This window comes from Actinoplanes sp. NPDC024001, assembly GCF_040638955.1.
Lineage (GTDB): Bacteria > Actinomycetota > Actinomycetes > Mycobacteriales > Micromonosporaceae > Actinoplanes.
The window spans coordinates 50,674-64,231 of sequence record NZ_JBEZZB010000023.1; the positions used below are offsets into that span (position 1 = coordinate 50,674).

Annotated in this window: 9 protein-coding genes; 2 read left to right on the top strand and 7 right to left on the bottom strand. The window is 71.7% G+C overall.

Translation table 11 applies throughout. The features are described 5' to 3' along the window. Positions 1-1,464, top strand: a complete 1,464-nt coding sequence (locus AB0F81_RS11995) for an ATP-binding protein (RefSeq protein WP_360194988.1) — start codon at positions 1-3, stop codon at positions 1,462-1,464. On the opposite strand, the gene AB0F81_RS12000 is transcribed toward AB0F81_RS11995, so the two are convergent. From AB0F81_RS12000 to AB0F81_RS12030, 7 genes are all read right to left on the bottom strand, one after another. Then, a complete protein-coding gene (locus AB0F81_RS12000) occupies positions 1,461-1,961 on the bottom strand; it encodes a DinB family protein (RefSeq protein ID WP_360194991.1) in 501 nt (166 codons plus the stop codon). The genes AB0F81_RS11995 and AB0F81_RS12000 overlap by 4 nt on opposite strands. A gap of 2 nt (positions 1,962-1,963) precedes the next feature. Next, entirely contained in the window at positions 1,964-2,707 is a 744-nt protein-coding gene (locus AB0F81_RS12005; protein ID WP_360194994.1) for a hypothetical protein, read from the bottom strand. A gap of 10 nt (positions 2,708-2,717) precedes the next feature. After that, entirely contained in the window at positions 2,718-4,064 is a 1,347-nt protein-coding gene (locus AB0F81_RS12010) for an MFS transporter (RefSeq protein WP_360194997.1), read from the bottom strand. A gap of 757 nt (positions 4,065-4,821) precedes the next feature. Further along, a complete protein-coding gene (locus tag AB0F81_RS12015; protein WP_360195000.1) occupies positions 4,822-5,709 on the bottom strand; it encodes a hypothetical protein in 888 nt (295 codons plus the stop codon). Positions 5,710-6,022: 313 nt separating this feature from the next. Further along, positions 6,023-7,804, bottom strand: a complete 1,782-nt coding sequence (locus tag AB0F81_RS12020; RefSeq protein ID WP_360195003.1) for a S9 family peptidase — start codon at positions 7,802-7,804, stop codon at positions 6,023-6,025. An 8-nt stretch (positions 7,805-7,812) separates the two neighbouring features. After that, positions 7,813-9,579, bottom strand: a complete 1,767-nt coding sequence (locus AB0F81_RS12025; protein ID WP_360195006.1) for an N-acetylglutaminylglutamine amidotransferase — start codon at positions 9,577-9,579, stop codon at positions 7,813-7,815. Positions 9,580-9,592: 13 nt separating this feature from the next. Next, positions 9,593-12,172, bottom strand: coding sequence for a carboxylate--amine ligase/circularly permuted type 2 ATP-grasp protein (locus AB0F81_RS12030; RefSeq protein ID WP_360195009.1), 2,580 nt, complete (start codon positions 12,170-12,172; stop codon positions 9,593-9,595). Positions 12,173-12,370: 198 nt separating this feature from the next. Here AB0F81_RS12030 and AB0F81_RS12035 point away from each other — a divergent pair, with 198 nt between their 5' ends. Then, positions 12,371-13,441: an NAD-dependent epimerase/dehydratase family protein gene (locus tag AB0F81_RS12035; protein ID WP_360195012.1), complete on the top strand. Its 1,071-nt coding sequence runs from the start codon at positions 12,371-12,373 to the stop codon at positions 13,439-13,441. The last annotated feature ends 117 nt before the right edge of the window (positions 13,442-13,558 follow it).

Sequence of the window (13,558 nt, forward strand, 5' to 3'; positions counted from 1 at the left end):
ATGTCCGACACCGAGGAGATCCGGCTCGAACCGTGTGAGCCCGGTGCGCTCACCCCGGAAGAACTGCGCACCCTGTTCCTGTTCGAGAAGCTCACCGACGAGCAGCTGGCCTGGATCGCCGAGCACGGGTGCACCATGCGGGTGCCCGCCGGCGGCCTGGTGCTGCGCGAGGGCGACCCGGCCGAGGCGTTCTTCGTGCTGCTCAGCGGCACCATCGCGCTGACCCGCCGGGTCGGCGAGGACGAGGTGACCACCACCCGCACCGAGCAGCGCGGGGTCTACATGGGCGCCACCCAGGCCTACCTGCGCGACGACGGCGTTCCCCGGCGCTACATGGCCTCGATGCGGGCGCTCTCCGACAGCGAGTTCTTCATGCTCTCCGCCGACGACTTCGGCCGGCTGATGCGTGACTGGTTCCCGATGGCCATCCACCTGCTGGAAGGCCTCACCCTCGGGATGCGCAGCCAGCAGGCGGCGATCGGCGAGCGGCAGCGGCTGGCCGCCCTCGGCGCGCTCTCCGCCGGGCTCATGCACGAGCTGAACAACCCGGCCGCCGCCGCCTCCCGGGCCACCGGCGCGCTGCGGCAGCGGGTCGCCGCGATGCGGATGAAACTCGGCAAGCTCGCCGCCGGCAAGGTCGCCCCGGACCGGCTGACCGCCCTGCTGGAGTTGCAGGAGGAGGTCATCGAGCGGGCCGCCAAGGCGCCCGCGCTGACCGCCATGCAGACCGCCGACCTGGAGGACGAGCTCGGCGACTGGATGGAGCAGCACGAGATCACCGCCGCCTGGGACGTCGCGCCGGTCTTCGCCCAGGGCAACATCGACGTCGAGTGCCTCTCCCAGATCCAGGCCCGGCTGGCCTCACCGGAGCTGCTCGACCAGGCGATCCACTGGATCGGGTACGCGCTGGAGACCGAGCAGCTGATGAGCGACATCGAGGACGCCACCGGCCGGGTGTCGTCGCTGGTGCTCGCCGCGAAGCAGTACAGCCACCTGGACCGGGCCGCGCACCAGTGGATCGACGTGCACACCGGCCTGGACAGCACGCTGGTCATGCTCGCCCACAAGATCGGCGACATCCGGGTGGTGAAGGACTACGACCGGACGCTGCCGCAGGTCCCGGCCCACCCGGCCGAGCTGAACCAGGTGTGGACGAACCTGATCGACAACGCGGTCCACGCGATGGCCGGCGAGGGCACGCTGACGATCCGGACCTTCCGCGAGGACGACCGGCTGGTCGTCTCGGTCACCGACACCGGGCCGGGCATGCCGCCGGAGGTGCGCAAACGCGTCTTCGAGCCGTTCTTCACCACGAAACCGGTCGGCGAGGGGACCGGGCTGGGACTCGACATCTCCTACCGCATCGTGGTCAACGGCCACGGCGGCGACCTCGCGGTGGAGTCCCAGCCGGGCGACACGACGTTCGCCGTCCGCCTCCCGCTGAGCGAGCCGCCCGCGGCCTAGAGCAGGCCGCGGATGTAGGCGGCCTGGCCCGCGTGCTGGGCGTCGTCGTCGATGACGCTGACCAGGCGGACGCCGAGGGTGACCGGCGGGTCCCAGGCCCGGTCCACCACGCGGTCCAGGTCGGCGGCCGTCAGGCCGCGCAGGAACTCGACCGTACGCTCGTGCACGGCCCGGTAGTAGCCGGTCAGGGCCTCGGCGCTGTCCGGCGCCACCGCCGCGACCTGTGCCGCGCCGTGGCCGTAACCCGTGTCGGACGGGTCCGCCTTGAGCCCGAAGCGGGGCGCCCAGTCGCCGGTCACGTAGATCTGCTCGGCGTCGAGGAGTTCGGCCAGGTGGCTGTCCTGCACCCGGGTGAGGTGCCAGACGAGCCAGCCGATCGTGTTCGCGCCCGGTTTCGGCGCCCAGCGCAACTGGTCGGGGGTCAGGCCGTCGACGGCCTGACCGACCAGCTCCGGCAGGCGGCCGTGGGCCTCCGCCAGGATGTCCTTCGCGTCCATGATCAAGCCCCTTCCGGCTGCTCGGGCTGCTCCTGGGCGGGCTCCTCCGCCGGCGGTGCCCCGGCGCCCGTCTCATTCTGCTCCGGCTGCGTGGTGGTTTCCGGCTCGGTGGTCTGCGGCTCCTCGGCCGGGGCGGTCGGCGCCGGCTCGGTGGTCTGCGGCTCGGTGCTCTCCGGCTGGGCGGTCCCCGACGAGGTCGGCTGCGGCTGGGCCGGCTGCTGCTGCGGCTCAGTGCCGCGCTGCTCGTCGCGGTCGGACAGCGGCGCCGGGGCGACCTTCTCGTCGGAGGTGCGGTGGTCGTTGACCAGGCTCGGCGGGCTGGTGCCGTCCCGCCCGGTCAGCGCGTCCGCCGCGGACCGGCCGGCCAGCAGCTCGACCGTGGTCAGCGTGCCCAGGCCCAGCACGAACAGCGCGGCCGCCACCAGGCCGACCCGCCGCCAGCGGATCTGCCGGGGCTTGTTCTCCTCGGACGGCGGCTCGTGTGCCGCCGCCACCTCGGGGGTGCCCACCGCGGCCGGGGCGGTGACGAACGCCGACTGCAGTTTCTTCGCGCCGCGGTCGAGGGACCGGTGGTAGATCTCGGTGCCGATCGAACTGATCAGGCTCACCACGGCGGCGCCGATCAGCGTTCCGGCGATCCCGAGGAACGACCCCGCGACGGCGGCGGACACCGCGGCCAGCGTGCCGGCGAGGGTTTTCGGGATGTCGATGCCGGACCAGAACCGGGGTTGCGCGTGGTCAGTCATGTGCCCCCTCTCAATCGCGCCAGCTTTTCGCCTTTACCGCACGTTCCAGGGCTAAACCACGCCGCTCCGCCAGAGCCACCCGTAGCGGGCGGATGACCACACCCTCCTCCACCTCCAGCTTTCGCCGGGCGAGCTTGCGGGTCCGCAGAATCCCCAGCACACCGAAGGCCGCGACGACGAACTGCACCGACATCGCGACCCGGAAATCGTCGATGTGATAGTCGTTACCACCGCCGGTCCGGGCGTCCAGGATCAGCCCGATCAGCTCGATGGTGAGCAGCGACGCCACGAACCCGCCGACGTTCACCACCCCGGTCGCGGTGCCCAGCCGGCTCGGCGGGTTGAACGTCCGGGCGTAGTCGAACCCGATCATCGAACCGGGCCCGCCCAGCCCGAGCGCGATCACCAGCACCACGAGCAGCGGCAGCGGCGCCCGCCCCGGCCAGGCGATGACCACCGCCCAGGCGGCCATGTTGGCGGCGACGATGCCCAGCACCAGCAGCGACCGGCGCAACGGATAACGCTGGGTGAGCAGGCCCAGCACCGGCCCGGACGCCATGCCGGTCACCACGAACAGGATCAGCAGGGCACTGGCGGCGCTGCGGCTCAGCCCTTCCCCGGCGATCAGGAAGGGGATGCCCCACATCAGCGCGAAGACCGTGCCGGTGAACTGCGTGGTGAAGTGCGTCCACAACCCCAGCCGGGTCCCCGGATGCCGCCACGCGCTGCTCAGGTCGGCCCCGAGCTGCCGCCGGCTGATCGCGCTGCCGGTGTTGATCCGGCGCTCCGGCGTGTCCCGCAGCGCGGCGAACGCCACCAGCGCCACGAACACCCCGGCGCCCGCGGCGCCGAGAAACGCGGTGGTCCAGCCGGGCCCGGCCAGCAGAGCCGCCAACGGTACGGCCGAGAGCACCTGCCCGAGCTGCCCCACGATGCCGGTCAACTGGGTCACCACCGGCACCCGCCGCACCGGGAACCAGTGCGGCACCAAGCGCAGCACGCTGATGAAGGTCATCGCGTCCCCCGCGCCGACCAGCACCCGGGCGAGAACCGCCCCGCTCATGCCATCGGTGAACGCCATCAGCGTCTGCCCCGCCGCCATGACGAGCGCACCGGAAAGAATCAGCCGCAGTGATCCGAACCGGTCAAGCAGCAGACCCACCGGAATCTGCAGCCCCGCATAGACCACCAGCTGCAACACGGCGAAGCTGGCGAGCGCGCTCGCCCCCACGTCGAACCGCTGCTGCGCGTCGAGGCCCGCCACCCCCAGCGAGGTGCGGTGCAGGACAGCAATCACATACGCAGCGAGGCCGGCGGACCACACCGCCCAGGCCCGGGCTCCGGGACGCAGGGGCATGGGCCGCCTTCCGATCGAGTGCGCGTGCCCTCCCAGCCTTTCTCGCAGCTAGATCCCCTGCAACGTGCGCCTGCTCACTGCCCCCCAACCATCCCAATCCAGCGCGCGTCGTTGCTCGCTGTCCGCCCCCAGCGCGCCCTCAAGCTGCTCATCCCGCCCCCGGCGCGCCTCACGCCGCTCGTCCCCCTCACTGCGTGCCCTCATGCCCGCTCATCCCGTTCGTAGCTCGGCTTCGCGCTGCTGGTCCCACTCCCAGCGCGGTTTCGCGTTGCTGGGCCCGCTCACGGTGCGGTTTCGCGTTGCTGGTCCCGCCCACAGTGCGGCTTCGCGCTGCTCGTCCCGCCCACAGTGCGCTTCACGCCGCTCATCCCGCGCCGTCCGCGGCCCGCCTCGCAGGTCACCCTGGTTACCGGGGTGAGAGGGCTGCCCTTCTGCGGGCGCGCATGCCTTGCCACCGGCTCGCAGCTCGGCGAATGCAGCAACCCGGATCAGGCTTCCGGCTGTGGCATCCCTCGCCCCGCCGACGTGCCCAAACCTGGAGATCTAGGCAACTTGCGCCCATATATAGGCCCGTACTAGCCAAGATCTCGGCGCGGCGCGGCGCGGCGCGGCGGGGCGAGGCGGGGCGAGGCGGGGCGAGGCGCGGTGGGGTGCGCTGGGGGCGAGGCGTGGCGGGGTGCGGTGAGGTGGGGCGTGGCGCGGCGGGGTGAGGCGGGGTGAGGCGAGGGGTGGGGCGGGTGAGGCGAGGGCGGGCGGGTCAGGGGTAGGGGTTTGGGGCGGTTGCCAGCGCCTCGCGGAGCTGGGCGGCCACTGCGGCTGGTTCGGATCGGACGAGCCATGCCGGGAACCGCAGGATGCGGTCACCGCTGATCCAGATCCGGTTCTGCCGGAGCATGTCGGCGCTCCACTGCCGGACGTCCATGTGATGTGACCCGTCGATCTCCACATGAAGGCGGGCGGCACGCCAATACGCGTCGAGATAGCGCATCCGCCCGGTGGTGTCGGGGCGCTGTTCCTGCATGTCGGGGCGAGGCAGACTGTGCCTCCGGCAGAGCGTGAGGAAGTCGGCTTCCGAGTGTGCCCCGACGCCACCTTCCACGTCGGCGATCGTCGCCGCGATCAGGCGCCGCCGCCGGAGAACGGGAAGCCGCCCCAGCACCGCACGCAACCGCTCCGGTGTGACCCGCCGCTGCTGGCAGGCACTCAAGATGATCATCTGCGACTCGCGTGGTCCGCCTGCCCAGGACGCCGCGTCGACCACCGCCCGCGCGGATGTGGTTCGGGGCGGGCGGCCGAGCTGGAGATGCTCCGCCGGCAACACGCTCGTCCGGTGCACCCGCACTCTCGCCATGTCTGCCGGCAGCCGGGCCAGCCGTCCGGATCGGTGGCGTTCGGCGGGGATCAGCACATCGAGCGGTTCAGCGGCGAGGCCCTTGACGCCGGCCTCGGTCGCGGCGGCCCGGCCCGCCAGCCGTGCCCCTGGCCCGGCCGCGAGCGTCGCCACCCATAGCTGCTGCGAGCGAGTGAGCTGCCCGTTCCCCGTCAGGACGATGCCCCGGCAAACCGATCGCCACCGCTCCTGGTTGAGGTGCCGCCGAAGAGCGGAACGCCCGACGAGGTCGACGGCCTGTGCCGTGGTGAGCACCCCGGACTGCTCGGCTCTCACCCGAGCCAGCTCATCCTTGTCGTCCGTCGGCACCGCCCCACTCTGACCGCTCCCGCCGCCACCCGGCTCGCCCTGTGGATAACCCGCGCGAGATCTAGGCAAGCTACGCCCACATACCCGCCCGAACTCGCCAAGATCTCGCAGGAAGGACCGGCGGATGACGGCAAGCGGCGGGGAAGCGGGCGGGGCTAGCGAGCGGTCGGCGAAGGGCGGGCGAGCAGAGGAGTAGGCGGGGAGAAGGGGGCGGAGCGGGCGGGCTAGCCGGCCGGCGGAGGGGCGGGTGGAGCGGCGCTCAGGGCAGCAGGTAGGTCTCCAGCCATTCGATGGTGGCCTGCAGGTACTGGGCGCGGGACGAGCGGTGCAGCAGCTCATGCCCCTCGTTGGGGAAGAGCAGGTATCGGTGCGGGACGCCGCGCTCGGCCAGGGCGGCGACGACCTGTTCTGCCTCGATCACCGGCACATTGCTGTCGTTCTCGCCGTGGACGACCATCAGCGGCGTGCGCAACCGATCGATCCGGGTCATCGGGGAGAGATCATGCAGCAGCTCGGCATCGCGGACCGGATCACCGTACTTGCTGACGGCGGCGGCCGCGATCCACGGCTCGGTATGCTGATAAAACGTGGAAAAGTTGGACATGCCGCAGACGTCAATGCCGACGTCGAACAAATCGGGGAAAGTCGTCAGCGCGGCCAGCGTCAGATATCCACCGTAGGACCGTCCCATGATCCCGACCCGCCCGGCGATCCCGGCGGACCGCAGATGGGTGACGCACGAGCGCACGTCCTCGATCGCCGCATACCGCAGCGCCCCGTTGTCCGCGTCGACGAACGACCGCCCGAACCCCGACGAGCCTCGCACGTTCGGCGCGAAGACCGCGATGCCCCGGTTCACCAGCGACTGGAAGAGCGGTCCGTGGCCGGGCCGCTCCTGCGCCTCCGGCCCACCGTGCAGCCACAGCACGGTCGGATGCGGGCCCGTGCCGGCCGGCCGGAACAGCCAGCCGGTGAGCGTCAGCCCGTCGTGCGCCGCGAACGTCTCCAGGGTGGGCCGGACCGCGTCCGGCGCGGTCGGCAGGGCGGCCACCTTCCGCACGTCACTGCCGTCACGCTCGCAGACCCAGACGCCGTGCGGCTGCCCGGGGCCTTCGGCGGTGAACGCCAGCGCCGACCCGTCGAAGCTCCACGCGAGCCCGCTGACCACCGGGCCGGGCAGCGGCGCGAGCACGCTCGGCACGCGATCACCGTCGTGGTCGAGGTCGAGCAGCGCGACCTCCGACTCGCCGCCGCGCACGTTCCACAGGATCGCAGCCGTACGGCCGTCAGCGGTCACCGCGAACGTCTCGACCTCCCCGCCCCGCGCGCCGGCCGGGCTGGTCAGCGCCTCCACCGCGTCGCCGGCGATCCGCAGCAGGACCGGGAACTCGCCGTCCTGGCTGAGCGCGTACACACACCCCCCGCCGGGGCTGAAGATCGCCTGTTCGCCGCTGGTGACCGGCTTCTCCACACCGGTGGACAGGTCGCGCAGCACGATGTGACGGGCGCCGCGTGGCCCGTACCGAAGAAGCGCGAAGCGCCCGGCCGGGTCCACGTCGAGGAGCGTGAGCAGCGCGCCTTCCGCAACCACCCGCCGTTCCCCGCTGACCGCGTCGACGAGCACGGCCCGGGTCAGGTTCTCGGTGAGCGCCAGCAGCGGCCGGCCGGGCAGCCAGCGCATGGTGTCGGCGGTGTCGGTGCCGAAGCCGGCGACCCGGTGCAGGCCGGTGCCGTCCGGCCGGACCAGCCACACCTCGTGCCGGGGTGATCCGCCGGGGGCGATGTGGCAGGCGAGCCAGCCGCCCCCGGAGGACCACTGCACGGCGGCCACCGGTTCCGGTCCGGTGTCGACGCGGAAGGTCAGCTCGCTGCCGACCGGCTGTACCCAGACCGCGGGCACGCCGCCGCGGTCGGAGACGTACGCCAGGTGCCGCCCGTCCGGCGAGAGCGTCGGTGACCAGTTGCCGGCCACCTCCGACTCGATCGTGTGCCAGCCGGCCGGCAGTGTGGTGACGTCGAGCCGATGGAGCTGACCATCCATGCGTCCCCCTAGATCCCTTTGTCCTGCAGCCACATTTCCAGCAGCGCGAGCTGCCACAGTTGGTTCGCCCCGAGCGTGGTGCGCGGGGTGTTCGGGTCGGCGAGCAGCGCCTCCACGTACTCCGGCCGGAACAGTGCCCGGTCCCGGGCCGCCGGGGCGTGCAGCGCGTCGCGGACCTTGTCCAGCATGGCTCCTTCCAGGTGCCGGATGCCGGGCACCGGGAAGTAGCCCTTGGGGCGGTCGATGACCTCGTCCGGCACGAGGCCGCGGGCCGCGTCCTTGAGCACTCCCTTGCCGTCCTGTGCGAGTTTCAGCTCGGGCGGGCAGGCCGCCGCGAGTTCGACCAGTTCGTGATCCAGGAACGGTACGCGCGCCTCCAGGCCCCACGCCATCGTCATGTTGTCCACTCGCTTGACCGGGTCGTCGACGAGCATCACCTGGGAGTCGAGGCGCAGGGCCGCATCGACGGCGGTGGTGGCGCCGGGCCGCCCGAAGCTCGCGGCGACGAATTCGCGACTGACGTCGCTGTCCACCAGCCAGGCGGGGTTCAGCTGCCGGGCCAGCTCCGCGTGTGGCCGGTCGAAGAACTCCTTCGCGTACGCGTCGACGGCGTGCTCCCGGGGCACTCCGGCGAGGGGTGGGTACCAGCTGTATCCGGCGAAGATCTCGTCCGCTCCCTGCCCAGATTGCACGACCTTGACATGCTTTGCAACATCTTCACTGAGCAGGTTGAACGCGATGCAGTCGTGGCTGACCATCGGCTCGCTCATCGCCGCCACGGTCCGCTCCACCGCGGGCAGGAACCGGTCCCTCCCGATCCGGATCTGGTGGTGCTGGGTGCCGAACTTGCGGGCGATCAGGTCCGAGTAGGCGAACTCGTCGCCGCTCTCCCCGCCGGCCGACTCGAACCCGATGCTGAACGTGGTCAGCCCGGCCTGCCCCTGCTCGGCGAGCAGCGCCACGATGAAGCTCGAGTCGAGGCCGCCGGAGAGCAGCACCCCGACCGGCACGTCGGCGACCATCCGGCGCTCCACCGCGACGCGCAGCTTCTCGCGTACGGCGTCGGCCCAGTCCCGCTGGTCGACGGTACGGGTGAACGACGCCTCCCAGTAGACGCGCTCGGTCGACGTACCGTCCGCCCGGATGATCCGAACCGTGGCCGGCGGCAGCTTGCGGATCCCGGAGAGGATGGTGCGTGGCGCCGGGACCACCGAGTGGAAGGTCATGTAGTGGTGCAGCGCCACCTTGTCGATGGTGGTGTCCACGCCGCCGGCCGCGAGCAGCGCCGGCAGGGTCGACGCGAAGCGCAGCCGCCCCGGCGACTCGGCCAGGTAGAGCGGCTTGATCCCGAGCCGGTCCCGAGCCAGCGTGACCGTCCCGCTGTCGTGCTCGGCGACCGCGAAGGCGAACATCCCCAGGAAGTGGGTGACGCAGTCGGCGCCCCACCGGTGGTACGCCTTCAGGATCACCTCGGTGTCCGAGGTGGAGAAGAAGCGGTACCCGGCGGCGGTCAACTCCTCGCGCAGCGCCTGGTAGTTGTAGATGCAGCCGTTGAAGACGACGGTCAGCCCGAGCTCGTGGTCGGTCATCGGCTGACCGCCCTTCTCGGACAGGTCGATGATCTTCAGGCGCCGGTGACCGAGGACGATCCGGCCGTGCTCCCACAGCCCCTCGCCGTCCGGCCCTCGCGACTCCAGGCAGGGCAGCATCCGCCGGACGGCGCCGGTGTCCGCGGGCCGGTCGCCGTAGCAGAGTTCTCCGGCGATTCCGCACATGAAATTGGCCTCCTTAGCCGAGCAACCAGGTGTCCTTGGATCCGCCGCCGCGCGACGAATTGACGATCATGCTTCCGGCCGGTGCCACCCGGGTCAGCGCCGCCGGGGCGACCACCGACGACTGGGCGCCGGTGAACACGAAGGCCCGCAGGTCGACGTGGCGCGGGGCCAGGTGGTGGCCGTCGAAGACCGGATGGGTGGAGAGCTCGACCAGCTCCTGCGCCACCCAGCGGTGCGGCGCGGTCTGGATCTGCCGCCGCAGCGCCTCGAGATCCTGCGCGGAGGCGTGCGGGCCGATCACGATCCGGTCGCCGCCGTAGCCGTCCACCGGCTTGCAGACCAGCTCGTCCAGCCGGGAGAGCACCTCGGTCCGCTGCTCCGGGATGCCGCACAGATAGGTGGGCACGTCGGCTAGCAGCGGCTTCTCACCGAGGTAGTACTCGATCATGCGGGGCACGTAGGCGTACACCGCCTTGTCGTCGCCGATGCCGTTGCCGAGCGCGTTGGCCAGCACGACGGTGTCCGCGTGCAGCGCGGCGACCAGGCTGGGGCCCAGCGGCATGCCGTCCGCGCCGGGCGAGTGGACCAGGCTGTCCTCGCCCATCCGCAGGTAGATCACGTCGACCGGGTGCCGGTGGCCGTCGCGCAGCCGCCACACCCGGCCGTCGTCCACGTAGAGCTCGGTGCTGCGCACCACCGGCACGCCCATCGCCTCGGCGAGCATCCGGTGCTCGAACCAGGCCGAGTCGTCCGGGCCCTGGCTGAGCACCACCAGCGCCGGGTCGTCCCCGGCCGCCGGGCCGGCTGCCTCCAGCAGGGCCTGCTTGAGCAGCCGGGGCGTCTCCTCCACCGAGAGCAGGGCGGCCGGGCGGGGGAGTTCGGGCAGCACGCTCCAGGTGAGCCGCCGGTTCTGCATCGCGTAGGCGATCCCGGACGGCACCCGCAGGTTGTCCTCCAGCACGCACCAGTTGCCGTCGCCGTCGCGGACCAGGTCCACGCCGGCCACCTGGGTGCGCACCGCGCGGCGGTGGACCAGCGCGCCGCTGGCCCGCAGCTCCGGCGACCCGTTGATCACCCATTCCGGGACGACCCCGTCGGCCACGATCTGCCGCTCGCCGTAGACGTCGTTGAGGAACTCGTCCAACGCGCGGACCCGCTGCACCAGGCCCTCGCGCAGCCCGCGCCAGTCGTCGGCGGGCACGATCCGGGGCACCAGGTCGAACGGGAAGAGCCGGGTCGCCGCCTCGCCGGCCACGCTGAACGTGATGCCGCGGGCGCGCTGCTCGTCGTCGCGGACGTCCTCGCGATGCCGCAGCCCGGTTGCTCCGAGCGAGGTCAGCACCGGCAGGATCCCGGCGTAGGCCGGTGACACCCGCCCGCCGGGGAAGGCTTCGTCGCCGTCCGCCACGTACGCCTCGATGCGAGCCGGCGCCGGCGTGCCGGCCGGACCGGCGCCGGTGACGCCGCCGCGGGTGTCGGCCACCAGCATGTCCACCACGTCGGAGAGCCGTCCGCGGCGGGCCAGCGCCCGGCGCTGGCGAGCCGCCGAGCTGCCCTGGCTGATCGCGCGCACGGCGAGGTCGTAGACCTGGTCCCAGTCGCCCAGCTCCTCCAGCTGGGGGCGGATGTCGGCGATCAGCCGCTCGACGGCGAGGGCGGCGGGCACCGGAACCGGGGAGCGGGGCAGGTCGAGCAGGTCACCCTCCATCCCCGACCGAGCCGCCCGCCACATCGCGGCCCGGTGCAGCGGCGGCGCGGTGGCGAACATCGGCCGCTCCTCGCGGTGGTCCTGCAGCGCGCGCAGGACCAGGCCGCGGAAGATCCCGGCGATCAGGACGACCGTCTCGGTGTCCGGGCTCGCGTCGGTGACCCGCAGCTCCACGGTGGGCACGTGCGCCGACGGGCGGACGTCGAAGTAGACCATCTTCGGGTCGCTGATCGTCCCGGAGGCGATCAGGTCGCTGACCAGCGCCTCGTGCTCCGCGGCGGAGGCGAGCGGCCCGCTGTCCCCGGCGGTCGGCCAGCGCATCCAGACCAGCGAGCGGACGCTGGCGTAGCCGGAGTCCTCACCCATCCAGTAGGGCGAGCTCGTGGAGAGCGCCAGCAGCACCGGCAGCGCCGGCGCGACCCGCTGGGCGACCGCCACCGCCTCGTCCCGGTCGGGCACGCCGACGTGCACCTGCGTGCCGCAGATCAGCTGCTCACGGACGAGCATCTGATATTCGTGCAGCATCCGGTGGTAGCGCGAGGTCGGCGTGATCGGCATCGAGTCCAGGTCGACCAGCGGCACCGTGCCGGCGGCGACCAGGCCCAGGCCGAGCGACTCGGCGACGCCGATCGCGGTCCGTCGCCGCTGCGCGACGCCGTCTCGCAGATCATCCAGCGTCGCGCTCACCGGTGTGTTGGTCTCCACCACCGAGCGGTGCAGCTCGGCGGAGAAGTGCGCGCTGTCCAGCCGGTCCAGGATCTCCGGGGCCCGGGGTACGAGCTCGCGCGTGGCGAGGTCGACCACGTGCAGCTCCTCCTCGACGCCGAGGGTGAGCGAAGACTGGCCGGGGACGTGTGGGTGGGGGACTTGGAGAGACTCCGTCATCGCGACCGCCTCTGAGCTAGATCCGGCAAAGGGTCCTTATCCGCCGGAGCCTTCCGATCGGATGTGGCGAATCTGTGACGTGCCCGTTTCGCGCCCCGGTCAAGCATCACGATCGCGACACCCCGGACCGGGCCACGGGCAGCGTGGTGACCCTCTGTACTCTCGGCCCGTGGCGACCGACACCCCGCGGAGGTCCTGATGAGCAGCGTCGTCGTAATCACCGGCTCGGCCGGCCTGATCGGTTCCGAGGCGGTCCGGCACTTCGCCGGGCTCGGCATGGACGTGGTCGGCGTCGACAACGACATGCGGGGCTACTTCTTCGGCGCCGACGGCTCGACGAAGTGGAACCTGGAGCGGCTGACCAAGGAGATCGGCGACCGCTACACCCACCACTCGATCGACATCCGCGACCGGGACGGCCTGGACCGCCTCTTCGCCGGCCTGGGCAGCAACATCGGCCTGGTCATCCACGCCGCCGCGCAGCCGAGCCACGACTGGGCCGCGCGCGAGCCGTTCACCGACTTCGACGTCAACGCGGTCGGCACGATCAACATGCTCGAGGCTGCCCGTAAGCACGCGATCGACGCGCCGTTCATCTTCACCTCGACCAACAAGGTCTACGGGGACACGCCCAACTCGCTGCCGCTGGTCGAGCACGAGACCCGGTGGGAGCTGCCCGAGGACCACAAGTGGTTCGGCGGCATCGACGAGACCATGACGATCGACAGCAGCATGCACTCGATCTTTGGGGCGTCGAAGGTCGCGGCCGACGTCATGGTGCAGGAGTACGGCCGTTACTTCGACATGCCCACCGCGGTGTTCCGGGGCGGCACGCTGACCGGGCCCGGGCACTCGGCCGCCGAGTTGCACGGCTTCCTGGCGTACGTGATGCGCTGCGTGATGGAGCAGCGGCTCTACCGGATCTTCGGGTACAAGGGCAAGCAGGTCCGCGACGCGATCCACTCGCACGACCTGATCACCGCGTTCGAGGCGTTCCACAGGGCCCCGCGGGTCGCCGAGATCTACAACATGGGCGGCGGGCGCACCTCGAACTGCAGCGTCCTGGAGGCGTTCCAGATCGCCTCGCAGATCGCCGGTGTCGAGGCGAAGACCGAGTACGTGCCGGAGAACCGGATGGGCGACCACCAGTGGTGGATCAGCAGCACCGCCCGGTTCGAGGAGCACTACCCGGACTGGAAGGTCACCTACGACGTCCCGATGATCCTGCGGGACATGTACGAGTCGAACAAGGACGTCTGGAAGGCCTGACCCTCCCGTCGTTCCCCGGCCGCGGGGCCGCGGGGGGGGGGGCGGGTGATTTTGTTGGGGGGGGCGGAGGGGGGTTTGGAGGCGCGCCGGGGGAGCCCCGGGGGGTAAGCGGCGGAA